General features: G+C 63.6%; 13 protein-coding genes. 3 read left to right on the top strand and 10 right to left on the bottom strand.

Annotated features, from left to right (window positions below; genetic code table 11):
* Positions 1–14: 14 nt before the first annotated feature.
* From GBB18_RS01205 to mqo, 5 genes are all read right to left on the bottom strand, one after another.
* Positions 15–1,379, bottom strand: coding sequence for a cobyrinate a,c-diamide synthase (locus tag GBB18_RS01205; RefSeq protein ID WP_151640479.1), 1,365 nt, complete (start codon positions 1,377–1,379; stop codon positions 15–17).
* Positions 1,373–1,981 carry a cob(I)yrinic acid a,c-diamide adenosyltransferase gene (gene cobO / locus GBB18_RS01200; protein WP_151528546.1) on the bottom strand — a complete coding sequence of 203 codons (609 nt, stop codon included), beginning with the start codon at positions 1,979–1,981 and terminating at the stop codon, positions 1,373–1,375. The genes GBB18_RS01205 and cobO overlap by 7 nt, the downstream gene beginning before the upstream one ends.
* A 96-nt stretch (positions 1,982–2,077) precedes the next feature.
* Positions 2,078–2,824 (bottom strand): VWA domain-containing protein, encoded by a 747-nt coding sequence (locus tag GBB18_RS01195; RefSeq protein ID WP_151640478.1) that lies wholly within the window; start codon positions 2,822–2,824, stop codon positions 2,078–2,080.
* A 19-nt stretch (positions 2,825–2,843) separates the two neighbouring features.
* On the bottom strand, positions 2,844–3,944 hold the full coding sequence (locus tag GBB18_RS01190) for an ATP-binding protein (protein ID WP_151640477.1): 1,101 nt from the start codon (positions 3,942–3,944) through the stop codon (positions 2,844–2,846).
* Position 3,945: 1 nt separating this feature from the next.
* Positions 3,946–5,448 (bottom strand): malate dehydrogenase (quinone), encoded by a 1,503-nt coding sequence (gene mqo, locus GBB18_RS01185; RefSeq protein ID WP_151548783.1) that lies wholly within the window; start codon positions 5,446–5,448, stop codon positions 3,946–3,948.
* 678 nt (positions 5,449–6,126) lie between these two features.
* Between mqo and GBB18_RS01180 the strand changes: the two genes are divergently transcribed.
* The 3 genes from GBB18_RS01180 (at position 6,127) to GBB18_RS01170 (ending at position 9,506) form a co-directional block, all read left to right on the top strand.
* Positions 6,127–7,092 (top strand): alpha/beta hydrolase, encoded by a 966-nt coding sequence (locus tag GBB18_RS01180; protein ID WP_151640476.1) that lies wholly within the window; start codon positions 6,127–6,129, stop codon positions 7,090–7,092.
* Between the two features lie 113 nt (positions 7,093–7,205).
* Positions 7,206–8,597, top strand: coding sequence for a mycothione reductase (gene mtr, locus GBB18_RS01175; RefSeq protein WP_151640475.1), 1,392 nt, complete (start codon positions 7,206–7,208; stop codon positions 8,595–8,597).
* Between the two features lie 144 nt (positions 8,598–8,741).
* On the top strand, positions 8,742–9,506 hold the full coding sequence (locus GBB18_RS01170; protein ID WP_151640474.1) for a hypothetical protein: 765 nt from the start codon (positions 8,742–8,744) through the stop codon (positions 9,504–9,506).
* Between the two features lie 31 nt (positions 9,507–9,537).
* Here the strand turns inward: GBB18_RS01170 and GBB18_RS01165 are convergent, their stop codons facing one another.
* The 5 genes from GBB18_RS01165 to dxr all read right to left on the bottom strand — a co-directional run bounded on the left by GBB18_RS01165 (position 9,538) and on the right by dxr (position 15,552).
* The gene (locus GBB18_RS01165; protein ID WP_151640473.1) at positions 9,538–10,965 is read right to left on the bottom strand and encodes a cobyric acid synthase; all 1,428 of its coding nucleotides are present in this window, start codon (positions 10,963–10,965) and stop codon (positions 9,538–9,540) included.
* An 18-nt stretch (positions 10,966–10,983) separates the two neighbouring features.
* Positions 10,984–11,856: a type I methionyl aminopeptidase gene (gene map / locus GBB18_RS01160; RefSeq protein WP_151548788.1), complete on the bottom strand. Its 873-nt coding sequence runs from the start codon at positions 11,854–11,856 to the stop codon at positions 10,984–10,986.
* Between the two features lie 115 nt (positions 11,857–11,971).
* Complete coding sequence (gene ispG / locus GBB18_RS01155) at positions 11,972–13,102, bottom strand: flavodoxin-dependent (E)-4-hydroxy-3-methylbut-2-enyl-diphosphate synthase (protein ID WP_151528856.1); 1,131 nt, start codon at positions 13,100–13,102, stop codon at positions 11,972–11,974.
* A 73-nt stretch (positions 13,103–13,175) separates the two neighbouring features.
* The gene (locus GBB18_RS01150; protein ID WP_192795886.1) at positions 13,176–14,324 is read right to left on the bottom strand and encodes an RIP metalloprotease; all 1,149 of its coding nucleotides are present in this window, start codon (positions 14,322–14,324) and stop codon (positions 13,176–13,178) included.
* A gap of 64 nt (positions 14,325–14,388) precedes the next feature.
* A complete protein-coding gene (gene dxr / locus GBB18_RS01145) occupies positions 14,389–15,552 on the bottom strand; it encodes a 1-deoxy-D-xylulose-5-phosphate reductoisomerase (RefSeq protein WP_151640472.1) in 1,164 nt (387 codons plus the stop codon).
* Between the last annotated feature and the right edge of the window lie 60 nt (positions 15,553–15,612).

Raw genomic sequence — 15,612 nt, 5'->3', positions numbered from 1 at the left:
GGGCAAAAATCGATTTAGCGATGCCTGCCCGCAGTGCGCACAAAGTTCTCGATCGAGTGGGGAACGCTGGCGGGATGGACGTGGAGATAGGAGGCGTGGATCGTTGCGGACACAAAGCCTTCGGCCACCGCAGTGCCATCCCAGCCCCGCCAGCCCCAGGCCGGGCGGAAACCGGGTGCGGTCTCCTCGGCGAGGGCGGTGTGGTGAAACTCGTGACCGGTGACTCTGTGGCCGGCCTCGTAAAGCACCGAGGATTCCAGCGCCACGGCTTCCCGATAGCCCAGTTTCAGGCGGCGGCCCATGGCGCCATGGGTGCCGATCGCCCCCACCATGGGATGGGCGTCGAGGGTTTTGAGCAGCCACAGCAGTCCCGCGCATTCGGCGTGGACCGGTTTGCCGGCGGCTATGTGCTCGCGCACCCCGGCGGTAACACTATGCCGGGCGGCGAGTTCTTCCACATGTTCCTCGGGAAATCCGCCGGGCACAATGAGCCCTTCGCACTCGGGGAGTTCCTCGTGCAAGGGATCGAATTCCAGCACCTCGGCGCCAGCGGCACGCAGCAGCTCGGTGTGCTCGGCATAGGCGAAGCTGAACACCGGCCCCGAAGCCAGAGCGATACGCGGGGCGGTGCCCACGGCGTGGACCTCTGCGGCCGGATCCCAGGCGGGACCGGTATAGGCGCAGGAGGCCAGCTCGAGAATGGCATCGATGTCCACGTAGTTCTCGATCATGTCCGCCATGCGCTCGACGGATTCGACGGCGGCACCGCCCCGTTCGACGGCGGTCACGAGTCCGAGGTGTCGGGACGGTACTTCCACCTTGTCGATGCGCGGGATGATGCCCACCACTGGCACCCCTGAGTTTTCGATGGCGCGGCGACACACCTCGGCGTGCCGATCGGTGCCTGCCTTGTTAATGATCGCCCCAGCGATGCGTACATGGGGGTTATGCATGGCAAAACCGCGCACAATCGCGCCTGCCGATTGACTCATGCCGCGGACATCCACGACGAGGATCACGGGCAGCCCGAGCGCGGCGGCAATCTCAGCGGTGGAACCGGCACCGGCGTCTTCTGGTGAGTCGGTGATGCGGCCATCGAAGAGCCCCATCACGCCTTCCACCACGGCGATATCGCAGCCGACGGCGCCGTGAGCATAGAGTGGGCCGATGCGATCGACGGAGCACATCACCGAATCGAGGTTGCGGCCCACACGCCCCGAGGCTAGGCCGTGATAGCCGGGGTCGATATAGTCCGGCCCCACTTTGAACGGCGCGACGTTCATGCGCCGGGCCAGCGCCCCCATCAAGCCCGTGGCGATGGTAGTTTTGCCCGTCCCCGAGGCCGTGGCCGCGATGCACACACCGGGCACGCTTACCATTCGATCCCCTTCTGGCCCTTGCGGCCTTGGTCCATGGGGTGCTTGACCTTGGTCATAGTGGTGACCAAGTCCGCCACCTCGAGCAGGCGCGGGTCCGCATCGCGGCCCGTCATCACCACATGCTGGGTGCCGGGGCGAGTGCGTAATGTCTCCACCACATCCTCGACGTCGATCCACCCCCACTTAATGGGATAGGTGAACTCGTCGAGCACATAGAGATCATGGGTTTCATTGGCCAGGCGGCGCTTGATTTCCTCCCAGCCTTCGCGGGCGTCGCGGGCGTGGTCTTGTTCATCGCCACGCTTTTTCGCCCAGCTCCAACCCTCGCCCATCTTGTGCCACTCCACGAGCGGCTCATCGCTGAGCTCGTTGAGGCGCAGGAAGACCGATTCTTCCCCGACCCGCCATTTGGCGGATTTCACGAATTGGAATACGCCGATCTTCCAGCCTTGATTCCAGGCGCGCAGTGCCATGCCGAAGGCGGCGGTGGACTTTCCTTTTCCTTCCCCGGTGTGCACCGCGGTCACCGGCAGCATGCGTCGCTGCCGGGTGGTGAGGCCGTCATCGGGAATATTTTTCGGATCAACTTTGCCTTGGGGCATCGGGTGGGGCTCACTTTCGCACAGGGGGTGTATCTCTGAGCCATAGTAGCGAGACACACCCCGCCTCCCTGCCGCGGGGTGGTCCGCCCCACCCCTTTAAAGCGACTCAATGGCGCCGGCGACGTTATCGGAATTGAGCTCCGCAAGCTGCACGCAGGGAGCGCGCAGATGCTCCGCGAGGGTGCGCGCTAGCCCCAGCCGTACTCGGGCGGAGACCTCGCAGTCGATCACGATGGACCCGCTGAGCCCCTTGGCCGCGATAGCATCGGCGGCCGCATAGGCCTCTTTCATCCCATAGTTACCAGTGGCACGGCCGTCGCTGAGCACTACCATGATGGCGCGGCGACCCGGTTCCTTCCGAGCTTGGCGGGTGATGAGCTCATCTGCCATCACCAGCCCCTCGGCCAGCGGGGTGCGCCCGCCGACCCGAGCGGATTCGAGACGACGCCGCGCCACATCAATGGAACTGGTCGGTGGCAGCAAAAGCTCGGGGGCACGGCCACGCACGGTAATCACCGCCACCTTGTCGCGGCGGATATAGGCGTCTTTCAAAATTGATTCCACCGCACCGGTGACCGCCTCGAGGCGGGTGTGGCCAGCCACCGAACCGGAGGCGTCCACCACGAAGACGATGAGATTAGATTCCCTGCCCGCCTTGATGGAAGAACGCAGATCCTCCGGCCGCAGCTCCAAACGCCCATTGCTTATGATGGCGCCGCGCTCGGCGGCCGCCATGGCGGTGGCCACCACATGCACTCCCCTGCCGTGAGTGGTGGAGCGAATCACCGCCCCTTCACTCGACAGCGCCTTGGAACGTCGGCCCGGATTGGCTTCCTCGCCCATGCCCCGCCGGCGCAGTGTTCTAGCGGAGAAAGGGAGCGCCCATCGAGGCGCTATCACCCTTTCCATCGCCGCGCTGCGGCTGCTCCTCCTGCGGCGTCTCCTCGGACTCCTCCTGGTCCGGCGCGGAGGGCTCCTCCGAGCTATCGGCAGGCTCATCCTCCTGCGGCGGTTCGGTGTTCTGCTCGGGATCGGGGTTGTCGTTGATGGCCTCGTCGAGCTTCTCGTCCAACTCGGAGTCGTCGATTCCGGGCTCATCGAAGGGATTGCGGCGCTTGCGGTGCGGCAGCGCGAGCTGGGCGGCCACGCGCACGTCCTCGTCCTCCACGATCTCGCTGCCACGCAGTGCTGCGTGGGCGATAGCGGTACGGGCGATTACGATATCGGCGCGCATGCCATCGACATCGAAGGCGGCGCAGAGCTGGGCGATACGCGCCACCTGTACGGTCGGCAACTCCACCTGCGCCACGGCGGCGCGAGCCTGATCCAGCTGCTCTTTGAGCGCGGTTTCCTGCTCCTGCCACTGGGCGGCAAAACCGTGGGGGTCGTTTTCATAGGCCAAGCGGCGGGTAATGATCTCCCCGCGCACGGCCGGGTCCTTCGAGCCGGTGACTTCCACCGCAAGCCCGAAACGGTCGAGCAACTGCGGGCGCAGCTCCCCCTCTTCGGGGTTCATGGTACCCACCAGCACGAATTTGGCGGGGGCGCTATAGGAGACACCATCGCGCTCAATACTGACCCGCCCGGTAGCGGCGGCATCAAGCAGCGCGTCCACGAGGTGATCGGCGAGCAGATTAACTTCGTCCACGTACAGAATGCCGCCATCGGCCTCGGCGAGCAGACCGGGCTGGTACTCGGCTTTACCGGTGCTCAGGATGGTCTCCACGTTGAGGGATCCCACCACGCGATCTTCGGTGGCGCCGAGGGGAAGGTTCACGAGGGAACCGTCGAGAAGCGGAGCGAAGCCACGCACCATGGTGGTCTTGGCGGTGCCTTTTTCTCCACGCACGCACACACCCCCAATCCCTGGTGAGATGGCGTTGAGAAGCAGGGCCAGCCGGAGCTGTTCCTGCCCCACGATCGCGGTAAATGGAAAACCAGGAACGGGGGTGTGTTCAGTCACATTAATCCTCGAGCTTGAGTGTCTTTTGGGTACGCTCCCACGTCTCCTCGAAGAGCTGCGGGTTCGCTGCCAGCTTAACACCGTAGGAGGGAACCATATCCTTAATCTTCGGTCCCCACTCCACCATGCGCTCGCCGAAGCAGCGCTCCAGCACCTCAAGCATGGCTGCCGGGGCGATGGACGCACCTGGGGAGGCACCGAGAATACCGGCGATAGAGCCCTCGGAGTTATTGATCAGCGAGGTACCGAACGCGAGAGTAGAGAAGGACGGTCCGGCGACCGGCTGGATAGCCTGGACGCGCTGGCCGGCGGTAACCAGTTCCCAATCCTCATCACGGGCGGTCGGCATGTACTCACGCAGCGACTCCATGCGTGCCTTCTGATCCTTGAGCAGCTCGGTAATCAGGTACTTGGTCAGGCCCATCTCCTGCACGCCCACGCCCACATAGGACAGCAGGTTCGTAACGCGGATGGACTTGAACAGGTCCAGGTTGGAGCCGGTCTTGAGGAACTTCGGGGTCCAGCCCGCGTAGGGGCCGAAGAGCAGGCCGCGCTTGCCGTCAATCACGCGGGTATCGAGGTGCGGCACCGACATCGGCGGAGCGCCCACAGAAGCCTTGCCGTAGACCTTAGCGGCGTGCTGCTCGATGAGCTCCTCGTTGGTGCAGCGCAGCCACTGGCCGGACACGGGGAATCCGCCCCAGCCGCGAATCTCGGGGATGCCGGACTTCTGCAGCAGCGGCAGCGCCATACCGCCGGCACCGACGAACACGAAGTTTGCGGTAATCACGGAGGTATCACCGGTGTGCACGTTGGTGGTGGTGATCTTCCACTTCTTGCCATCCTGGCTGAGGTTTTTCACCTCGTGGCCGTAGCGCAGCTCGGTGCCGGCCTCCTTCAGGCCCTCGATGAACTGCTTGGTTTGGGCACCGTAGTTGATGTCCGTACCAGCGGAGGTCCACGAGATAGATACCGGCTCCTTGGCGAAGTCACGGCCCTGCGCCATCAACGGCAGCTTCTCGGAGAAGACAGCGTCGTCATCGGAGTACTCCATGCCCGGGAAGAGCGGGTGACCCTTGAGAGCATCGAAGCGCTTCTTCAGATATGCCACCTGGTCCTCACCGTGAGCGAAGGACACGTGAGGCACGGGGTTGATGAACTCGCGCGGATCCTTCAAAATCCCAGTGTCCAGCTGGTGCGACCAGAACTGGCGCGACACCTGGAACTTCTCGTTGATGTTGATGGCCTTGTCAATGTCAATACGCCCCTTGACCTCAGGGGTGTAGTTGAGCTCGCACAGGGCGGAGTGGCCCGTTCCTGCGTTGTTCCAGGGGGAGGAGGACTCCTGAGCTGGGGCGTCGAGCCGCTCCAGAATGAGCTGGCTCCACGAGGGCTCCAGCTGCTTCAACATTGCGGCGAGGGTGGCGCTCATGATGCCGGCGCCAACAAACGCTACATCCACTTCATCGCGTACCTGGGCAGTAGCTGCCTTGGAATCTGACACGTCAGTCCAACTTCCTTAATTCTCTATCTACGGTGCTCTCACGCGTTGTGCATTGTCTCTATTAGGTCCCGCACAGAATTCAGCCTGAACTACCCACCACCACAGAAACGACGAGCGGCGAGCAGACACAGCAGAACGGGCGCGACCCCTACAAACGCCTCGCAACCACCGGCACTCGAGACGGGTGCACGCGGGGCGCGGGTGCGTTTGTGCTGGTTCAAGTTTACGCGCCTACGCAGGCCAACAAATACTCTTTTAGAGGTCCTACCACTACCCTTTTTGCGCCCCTGTCGGCGCGGCGCGCGTCGACACAGCAAAGAAGGCACCATCACGCTGGCGTTTTCACAGCAAGAGCTCAGCATTATTCACCGGCCCTAAGCACAGGGAATTGTATGAAACCACCTCTTTTTTACCCCCAAAAGAGCGAAACTGGGCGTGCACTCCGCCTCCACCTTTTTGATTGTGTGGACTAGCCATCGCGCCGTGAACAGCGCCGCCGTCGCTGACCGGGTGTGCTCGAGCCGGCCAGCGCGAGAGGTGCACACCGCAGCCCAGCGCGGCCAGACCGCATGGTGCCTACACGGGTACTGCATCATCTGTGCTTTCCCGTCGATCTGGGCGCGTAAAGTTGGCCGCGCGAGAATGCTCCATGGCCAAGAAGGTAAGGGATGAAGCGAAGTGAACGTCGATAAGCCTCTGCAGTGGCGGCCCGATCGTCTGGGCGCGGACTACGAGTATGCGCTCTGCGAGCTCGGGGCCGATCCCGATGGTGAAAGCCCTGTGTGCGCAGCACTGGTGCGCCACACCAGCCAGCATGAACACGCCGCAGTGATGGTGCATGGGATGACCGACTATTTCTTCCACGATCATGTGGCGCGCTATCTCGACTCCCGCGCAGTCACCACCTATGCCGTGGATCTGCGCAAGTGTGGCCGCGCGCTGCGCGAAGGGCAGACGCCCCACCATGTCAGTGATATTCGGCTGTACTGCGAGGACCTAGAGGCCACTCTCAAGCCGGTGGTGGCCGCGCATTCCAGCGTCAGCCTCATCGCTCACTCCACAGGGGCGTTGGCGGTGGCGGAATGGCTAGCCCAGACCACCCTGCCCGTGGACTCGGTGATTTATAACAGCCCCTGGTTGGAGATGCTTGGCCCGCCGTGGCTGCGCACCCACGTTCCGCGGCTCGCGGGAGCGATTACGCGGCTGCGCCCCGAGGCACTGCTGCGCCAACAACCCGATCCCAGCTACGGCAAGTCCTTGCATCGCGATTATGGCGGCGAATGGGCCTACGATCTCCAGCTCAAGCCACTGGCAGGTTTTCCGAAACGACTCAGCTGGCTGCGGGCGGTGGCTCAATCCCAGCAACGACTCGCCCGCGATGAATTACGCACCCAGATCGCGAGCCTGGTACTCACCGCCGAGCGCAGCGGCGAGGGAGATATGCTCGCCGACGCCCACAGCAGCGACATCGTTTTAGAGGTCGCCGATATCTGGGCGCGGGCTCCGCACCTATCGAGTGTGCTGAGTATCACCGCGCTGCCGCAGGCGATGCACGATGTGTACCTGTCCGCCCAGCCCACACGCAGCCAGGCGCTCGAGCTCACGGTGGACTGGATGCACCGGCATCGCAGGCACACGCCCTAGCGCACGCCGGATCAGAGAAGACGCGACAGCGCCCGATTGACATGAGCACTACTGTGGGAGAACGACAACTCGTATTCACCAACTATGACCCGTGTTTGAAGGAGATTTCCCCCATGGCTACTACCGCGGACAAACACTATGACCTCGTGATTATTGGCACCGGCTCTGGGAACTCGATTCCCGGCCCGGAGTTTGAGGATAAGTCCATCGCGATCGTGGAAAAGGGCGTCTTTGGTGGAACCTGCCTCAACGTCGGCTGCATTCCCACCAAGATGTTCGTCTACGCCGCAGAGCAGGCCCGCGCCGCCGCCCACAGCGAGCGCTATAACCTCGATACCCAGTTCAACTCCGTGGATTGGCCGGCCCTGCGCGAGCGCGTCTTCGGCGAGCGCATCGATAAGATTGCCGCCGGCGGCGAGGCCTATCGCCGCGGCGAAGAAACCCCGAATATTGATGTCTACGATGGCCACGCCCGCTTTGTGGACACCAAGACCATCGCCACCGCAGATGGCGATACCCCAGTAGTAATCTCCGGCGAGCAGATCGTGCTGGCCGTGGGGTCGCGCCCGCAGATTGTCCCGCCCTATGCCGGCACGGATTTCCGCTACTACACCAACGAAGACATCATGCGCCTCGAGGATCTCCCCGAGTCGATCATCATTCATGGCGGCGGGTTCATCGCCGCCGAGTTCGCGCATGTCTTCCACGATCTCGGCGCCACGGTGACCGTGATCAACCGCTCCCCGCGCATGATGAAAACCCTCGACGAGGATCTCACCACCTACTTCACCGAGATGGCCGAAAAGACGTGGAATACCTATCTGGGCCACGACATCAGGGAGGCCAGCAACACTGAGAATGGGGTTCGGGTGACCCTCGACGATGGCACCGTGCTCGAGGCCGATGTCTTCCTCGCCGCCACGGGACGCGTGCCCAATGGCGACCAGCTCGACGCCGAAAAGTCCGGCATCGAACTCGACGGCCCCCGCATTAAGGTGGACGACTACGGCCGCACCAGCTGCGAGGGCGTGTGGGCTCTGGGCGATTGCAGCTCCCCCTACCTGCTGAAGCACGTGGCCAATGCGGAGATGCGCGCCGTGCGCCACAACCTGCTGCACCCCGAGGATCTGCGCCCCATGCCGCACGAGAACGTGCCCTCCGCCGTGTTCACCCACCCGCAGATCGCCACCGTGGGACTGACCGAAGAGCAGGCCCGCGATAAGGGCTATGACATCACCGTCAAGATCCAAAAGTACGGCGATGTGGCCTATGGCTGGGCGATGGAAGATGAGTCCAATTTTGTGAAGCTCATCGCCGATCGCGCCACCGGCCAGCTGCTGGGTGCGCACTTCATCGGCCCCGAGGCCGCTACCCTGATCCACCAGCTGATCACCGTGATGACCTTCAAGCTGGATGTGCGCAAGGTCGCCACTGAGCAGTACTGGATCCACCCCGCACTCCCCGAGCTGGTGGAAAACGCGCTGCTGGGATTGGACTTCTCCTAGCTCCTCGCCCCGCCTGAACGACGAAAGCAGCGGCAGCCGAGCGCCGCACTCCCGCGCAGCACAGACGCCTGCGAGGGTCACTGCCGCGCCCGTGCCTGCCGCTTTTCTCTCTTCTCCCCCACGGCGTAGAATCCATAAACCATCGTGTCTGCACCAGTATCCCGTCACCCCGCATCCGTGGCCACACTCAGCCTCGCTGTAGCTGTGACCATAGCTTTGTCTGCCCTAGGCACGAACTTCACGCATCAATCGCTGTGGTACTCCGGCCTGGCAGCCGTGACCATGGTGGTGTGTTCTGGTGCCATTGGGCTCCTCGCCATTCGGCGTTTCGTATACCAGCATGTGCCGATACGGTGGCCCCACCTATTGTGCGGGGCGGGCGCGGTGGTGAGTTTGATCAGTGGCTGCGCCACCCTCGTCGTCCGGCAGCTGGGTTCGCCAACGCTTCACTCCACCGTGACCCTCGCCTCCTTCTACGCCATGCCTGTCGCGGCCGTGGCCTGTGCCCTCGGTGGATTCTTGCTGCTGCCGCGGCGCTGCGTCCCAGCCGTCTTTGGCATTATCAGCGGCGCTTTAGCCACCGGCTATATCTCCCTCGGCTCGGATACCCTGCTCACCCGCTCCGGGGTGGTGGCCACCGCTGTAGCCACCCTCGTGCTGAGCGTGTGGAGCATTATGGATCTACGCGGCTATCGCTCCCGCGGCACTTGGCCCCTACGGCTCGCAGCCGCCATCATTGCTGCAGTAATGACCTACGCCATCGTTATCGCCGCCACCCCCAGCAGCTGGTGGGCCAGCTATGCCCCGCCCCAAGCTCTGGCCCTGAGCTATATCGCCGCCGCAGCGCTCGGGCTCAGCGGCGGGCTCTCCTATCGCGGGCCGCAGCATCGCCCACACGACGCCGCCTAAGGGTTCGTAGCACCCGGCAGCGCCCGCCAGCTTAGGCCCCGAGGTCCGCGCAGAGCTGCCCAAGATCCCAGTGCTGCTCCACCGTATCGGCGATGAGATCCAGCTGGCGCATTCGCTCTGCGGCGAAGGAGGTATCGTCACTGACCACAAACCCAGGCTTGCCGGCGGTCTCTGCCACCCAGGCGAGAAAATCGCGGCGGGTGGCATCGTGTTCGAGTAGGCCGTGCACATGGGTGCCGCGGCATAACGCTGTGGCGCAGCCCTCGCCATTAAGCCAGGGCTGCTCGGCATTAGCCGCCACCCGCCCATGATGGATCTCATAGCCGCCCTGCGGGGTGCGGGTGAGGGTTTTGGTCTCGTGGAACTCGATGGTGGCGTCGAAAAGCCCGAGTCCTACAGCATCGGTGGGTCCTTCGACCCCATCGGTGATGTGGCGGCACATCATTTGGAAGCCGCCGCAGATACCGAGCGTCGGGCCACTGCGCTGCACGATCGCATCTGCCAGCCCGCTGCTGCGCAGCCACTGCAGATCCGACACCGTGGATTTCGAGCCGGGCAGCACCACCAGATCGGCGGAGGCCACCTCATCTGGATCGACGCTCCAGGTCACGGTCACGCCCGGTTCACAGGCCAGCGCCTCCACATCGGTGGCATTGGACACTCGCGGCAGCCGCACGGCCGCAACCCGCAGCCGCTGGGTGCCCAGGGCCGAGGTGGGTGGCCCAACGGGCGCGCCGATCACCGATTGCAGGGAGTCCTCCGCATCCAGCCACAGCCCGTGAATATAGGGCAGCACCGCCACGGTGGGAACCCCGGTGCGCCGCTGCAGCTCCTCCAGCCCGGGCTCGAGCAGGCTCTGATCCCCGCGGAACTTGTTGATCACAAAGCCCTTGATGCGGGCCCGGTCCGCGGCGGAGACAATCGCGTGGGTGCCATAGAGATGCGCCAGCACTCCCCCACGGTCGATATCGCCCACCACATACACCGGCAGATCCGCGGCCTCGGCGAGGCCGAAATTGGCTACATCTGTTGCGCGCAGGTTGATCTCCGCCGGCGAGCCGGCGCCCTCGCAGACAACGATGTCATAGCGGCTCTCGAGGTCGCCGAGCGCAGCCGCCGCAACCTCCCGCAGCTGGAGGCGGTGATCCACATAGGAAGTGGCGGATACCTGTCCGCGGGCGGTGCCGCGCACCACCAGCTGCGAGGTGCGATCCGATCCGGGCTTGAGCAGGATGGGGTTGAAGTCCACATGCGGCTCCAGCCCGCATGCGGCCGCCTGCATGGCTTGGGCTCGCCCAATCTCCCCGCCGGTGGGGCACACCGCCGAGTTATTGGACATGTTCTGTGCCTTGAAGGGGGCCACCGCATAGCCGCGACGGCTCAGTGCCCGACACAGCCCGGCGGCGATAATGGATTTCCCGGCATCGGAAGTGGTGCCGGCGATCAATAGAGCTACCACGGGAGTTCTTCTGTGCCTCTAGTCCTCGTCGGGCAAGGTGAGGATCTCGTTGCCATCCTCGGTGATCACGAGAGTGTGCTCGAACTGGGCGCTATAGGCACCGTCGGTGGACTGCACCACCCAGCCATCGTCCCACATCCTGTAGTCGAGGCCGCCGAGGTTGATCATCGGCTCGACCGTCAGCGTCATGCCCGGCTCGAGCACATCGCGATAGGCCTGGGAATCGTAGTGCAGCACCACGAGCCCATTGTGGAATGTCGGGCCCACGCCATGGCCGGTGAAGTCCCGCACCACGGAGTAGCCGAAGCGCTTGGCATAGGATTCGATGACTCGGCCGATCACATTGACCTCGCGGCCCGGCTTGGCCACCTTGATGCCGCGCATCATTGCTTCTTTGGTGCGCTCCACGAGCAGCCGGTGCTCCTCGGAGACATCACCGGCGAGGAAGGTGGCATTGGTATCGCCGTGCACACCATTTTTATAGGCGGTGATATCCACGTTCACGATATCGCCGTCCTGGACCACGGTGGCGTCGGGAATGCCATGGCAGACAATCTCATTCACCGACGTACAGCAGGACTTCGGAAAGCCGCGGTAGCCCAGCGTGGAAGGATAGGCACCGTGATCGCACATGTACTCGTGCGCGATCCGATCTAGGGCATCGGTGGTCACTCCTGGAGTAACGGCCTTACCCACCTCACGCAGGGCATTCGCGGCGATCTTGGAGCTTTCGCGCATCGCCTCGATGGTCTCGGGGGTCTGCACATAGGGTTCGCCAATGGCCTCCTGCACCTCGTCCTTCCACGCGTATTCCGGACGCTCAATATGATCCGGCACGGCGCGGATAGGAGTCTTGCGGGCAGGTACTTGCAAACGGGGGCGTTGAGTCATGCCCCTTATACTAGGCCCGTCGCGCACGCTTATCGACGCCGCCCTCCATCAGCACTGCCGTGCCCCTGGCAGCTAGCGCGCAGGGGCTGGTGAACAACGTCAGTACAGGGTGGGTTTAGCTCACCGTCACAGAGGGCGAACCGGACTCGGTCTCCTCCATGGTTTCGGCGATGCGGGTGGCTTCCTCAATCAGGGTTTCCACGATCTTGGATTCGGGCACGGTCTTCACGACCTCGCCTTTGACGAAGATTTGGCCCTTGCCGTTTCCGGAGGCCACACCGAGGTCGGCGTCGCGGGCCTCGCCCGGGCCATTGACCACGCAGCCCATGACGGCCACGCGCAGCGGCACCTCGAAGCCCTCCAGGCCTGCGGTGACTTCCTCGGCCAGGGTGTAGACATCCACCTGGGCGCGACCGCAGGAGGGGCAAGAGACGATCTCCAGCTTGCGGGGGCGCAGGTTCAGCGATTGCAGAATCTGATCGCCCACCTTGATCTCCTCCACCGGATCAGCGGAGAGGGAGACACGAATGGTATCGCCAATACCCTCGGCGAGCAGCGCGCCGAAGGCCACCGAGGATTTGATGGTGCCTTGGAAGGCCGGACCGGCCTCGGTGACGCCGAGGTGCAGCGGGTAGTCGGTCTGTGCGGCGAGCTGGCGGTAGGCCTCCACCATCACCACCGGATCGTTGTGCTTCACCGAGATGGCAATATCGCCGAAACCGTGCTCCTCAAAGAGCCCAGCCTCCCAGACCGCGGACTCCACCAGCGCCTCCGGGGTGGCCTTGCCGTACTTCTCCAAGAAGCGCTTATCCAGCGAGCCGGCGTTCACGCCAATACGGATGGGGATGCCGGCCTCGCCGGCGGCCTTCGCCACTTCTTTGACGCGGCCATCGAATTCGCGAATATTACCGGGATTAACGCGCACGGCCGAGCAGCCGGCGTCGATCGCCGCGAAAATGTATTTCGGCTGGAAGTGAATATCTGCCACCACGGGAATGGGTGATTTCTTCGCAATGGCAGGCAGCGCCTCCGCATCCACCGTCTTGGGGCAGGCGATGCGCACAATATCGCAGCCGGACGCGGTGAGCTGGGCGATCTGCTGCAGCGTGGCGTTAATATCGTGCGTCTTGGTGGTCGTCATCGACTGCACGGAGATGGGATAATCGGATCCCACGCCCACATCGCCCACCATGATCTGGCGGGTTGTGCGACGTGGCGCGAGGGTGGGCAGCGGGGCATCCGGCATGCCGAGACCGATCGGGGTACTCACAGAGAGATTCTCCTTTAAGAGATTTTTTGGGCTTTGAATCTTGATGTTATCAGCCGAATAGGCGCACAGGGTTGACCACATCGGCGGCGATGATCAGTACACCGATGCCCATCAGCAGCGCCCACATCACCACAATGAGCGGCATGAGGGCCGCGTAATTGGCCGGCCCCGCTGGGGCGAGACCGCGCATCCGGCGGATGGCGTCGCGAAGCTTCTCATAGAACACGATCACGATATGGCCACCATCAAGGGGCACAAAGGGAAGCAGGTTGAACAGGGCGAGGAAAAAATTCAGGCTGGCGAGCATCATGGCGAAGATCGACCATTGCGAACGCTCCACGAGCTCCCCACCCACGAGGGACGCACCCACCACGCTCATGGGCGAATCCATCTCGCGTTCGGCGCCGAAGATGGACCGAGCCACCCCGGGCAGCTTAGCGGGCAGCGAGGCCACCCCCTGCCACGTGGCATGCAGCATCGCTCTGGAATAGTGCAAGGTGGCGGGCACCGCCTCGAGAGGGCCATAGCTGAGGTAGAGATCAGGGATCGGCGCATTGACCACCCCAATCACACCAATCTCTTGGCCCTCCACTGTGCGCGAATCCACGCGCACATCCAGATCGACGGGGCGGTGATCGCGCTCCACGTGCACCGTGATCTCTTCGCCGGGGCGCTGCACCACATAGTCGCGCACATCGGTGAAGGTGGCCATCGACTGCCCATCGATCGCGCGGATCGTATCACTCGGGCGCACGCCCGCCACAGCGGCCGGCCCCTCGCGCACCTCGCCGACCCGGGCGCTGAGATCCGGATCGGGATTCGGCAGCCCGGCGGTGGCGGCCACCAGATATAGCGTGAGCAGACCGAGAGCTAGGTTCATCAGCACCCCGCCGAGGAGCACAAACACGCGCTGATACCAGGGCTTGTACACCATGGCGTAGGGGCGTTCGTCCTCCGTGACGGGATCCACCGAGGTCATGCCTGCAATATCGCAGAACCCGCCCAAAGGAATCGCTTTGAGACCATATTCGGTGTGGCCTTTGCGGAAGGAGAACAACGTGGGGCCGAAACCGATGAAGTAGCGCCGCACCCGCATGCCACAAGCGCGCGCCGCCAGCAGGTGGCCCCACTCGTGCAATGCGATCGTGATCGCAATACCGAGCGCGAAAAGCACCACACCCATTGTGTAACTCACGATTCCACCGCCTTCTGCCTCGAGCTAGCCCCTCGCATACTACAGCGCCGGCGAGGTAACTATCCAGCTAGCGCTCGCGGCTGCGAATCTCCTGCTGCGCCAAGGAACGCGCCCTGTCTTCCACGGCCAGCACATCCGCCACGTCGCGGGGCGGAATCGCGAAATCCTCGGCCTTATCGACGATCTCTGCCACCACATCCACGATCTGCGGGAAGCGAATGCGGCCCTGCAAAAACGCCTCTGCAGCTTCCTCATTGGCGGCGTTATACACCGCGGGAACGCTCCCGCGGCGCGAGGCGACGTGGCGGGCCAGCTCCACCGCGGGGAAGGCGGCATTATCCACCGGCTCGAACTCCCAATCGAAAGACTGCGAGAAGTCCAGTGCGGGCTGAGCATCCTTGACCCGCTCCGGCCATGCCAGGGCATGAGAGATCGGCAGCTTCATCGACGGCGGGGAGGCCTGGGCAATGGTGCAGCCATCGATGAAGGTGACCATGGAGTGGATGATCGACTGCGGGTGCACGGTGACATCAATGAGCTGCGGGTCGATATCAAAAAGATAGCTGGCCTCGATAAGCTCAAGTCCTTTATTAATGAGGGTGGCAGAGTTGAGAGTGTTCATCTGCCCCATCGACCACGTGGGGTGCGCGGCGGCCTGCTCGGGAGTGACCTCCCACATGCGCTCCCGGTCCCAGCCACGGAAGGGGCCACCCGAGGCGGTCAAGACGAAGCGAGCGACCTCGTCGCTCCTGCCGGAGCGCAGACACTGGGCCATCGCCGAATGCTCCGAATCCACCGGCACCAGCTGCTCGGGGGCAGCGGCGCGCAGCACGATATCGCCGCCAGCGACGAGCGACTCCTTATTGGCCAGCGCCAAGCGTGCCCCCGACTCCAGTGCGGCCAGGGTGGCCCCCAGGCCGAGGGAGCCCACCAGACCATTGAGCACGATATCGGCCTGCTGGCTGCGCACCAGCTCCGCGGAGGAATCCGCACCGGAGATCACGGTTCCGCCGAGCGCCTCCGAGGCTGTCTGCGCCGCCATATCATCGGCGATGGCCACCTGCTCGGCCGCCAGTCCACAGCGGCGGGCCTGCTCAATGGCGAGCGTGACGGAGCGGCCACCGCAGGACAGCCCCACAACCTCAAAGCGATCGGGATTCGCTTCAATGATCTCGAGGGCCTGTGTGCCGATAGAACCTGTACTTCCTAAGAGGATGACGCGAGTCTTCATGCCTTTATTCTTGCACTCGCACCACAAGCGCGGCTGCGGACACTACCAAGAAGCTCTGCG

Origin of the sequence: Corynebacterium sp. 11A (genome assembly GCF_008930935.1) — a bacterium.
Taxonomy (GTDB): domain Bacteria; phylum Actinomycetota; class Actinomycetes; order Mycobacteriales; family Mycobacteriaceae; genus Corynebacterium; species Corynebacterium megadyptis.
The sequence above is the reverse complement of the archived record's forward strand: the minus strand, read 5'-3'. Positions and strand labels throughout refer to the sequence as shown.

Excerpts from the sequence above, each read along its gene's own strand:
- GBB18_RS01205 (WP_151640479.1), bottom strand. The coding sequence starts at position 1,379 with ATGGTAAGCGTGCCCGGTGTGTGCATCGCGGCCACGGCCTCGGGGACG.
- cobO (WP_151528546.1), bottom strand. The coding sequence starts at position 1,981 with ATGCCCCAAGGCAAAGTTGATCCGAAAAATATTCCCGATGACGGCCTC.
- GBB18_RS01195 (WP_151640478.1), bottom strand. The coding sequence starts at position 2,824 with ATGGGCGAGGAAGCCAATCCGGGCCGACGTTCCAAGGCGCTGTCGAGT.
- mtr (WP_151640475.1), top strand. The coding sequence starts at position 7,206 with ATGGCTACTACCGCGGACAAACACTATGACCTCGTGATTATTGGCACC.
- map (WP_151548788.1), bottom strand. The coding sequence starts at position 11,856 with ATGACTCAACGCCCCCGTTTGCAAGTACCTGCCCGCAAGACTCCTATC.
- ispG (WP_151528856.1), bottom strand. The coding sequence starts at position 13,102 with ATGCCGGATGCCCCGCTGCCCACCCTCGCGCCACGTCGCACAACCCGC.
- dxr (WP_151640472.1), bottom strand. The coding sequence starts at position 15,552 with ATGAAGACTCGCGTCATCCTCTTAGGAAGTACAGGTTCTATCGGCACA.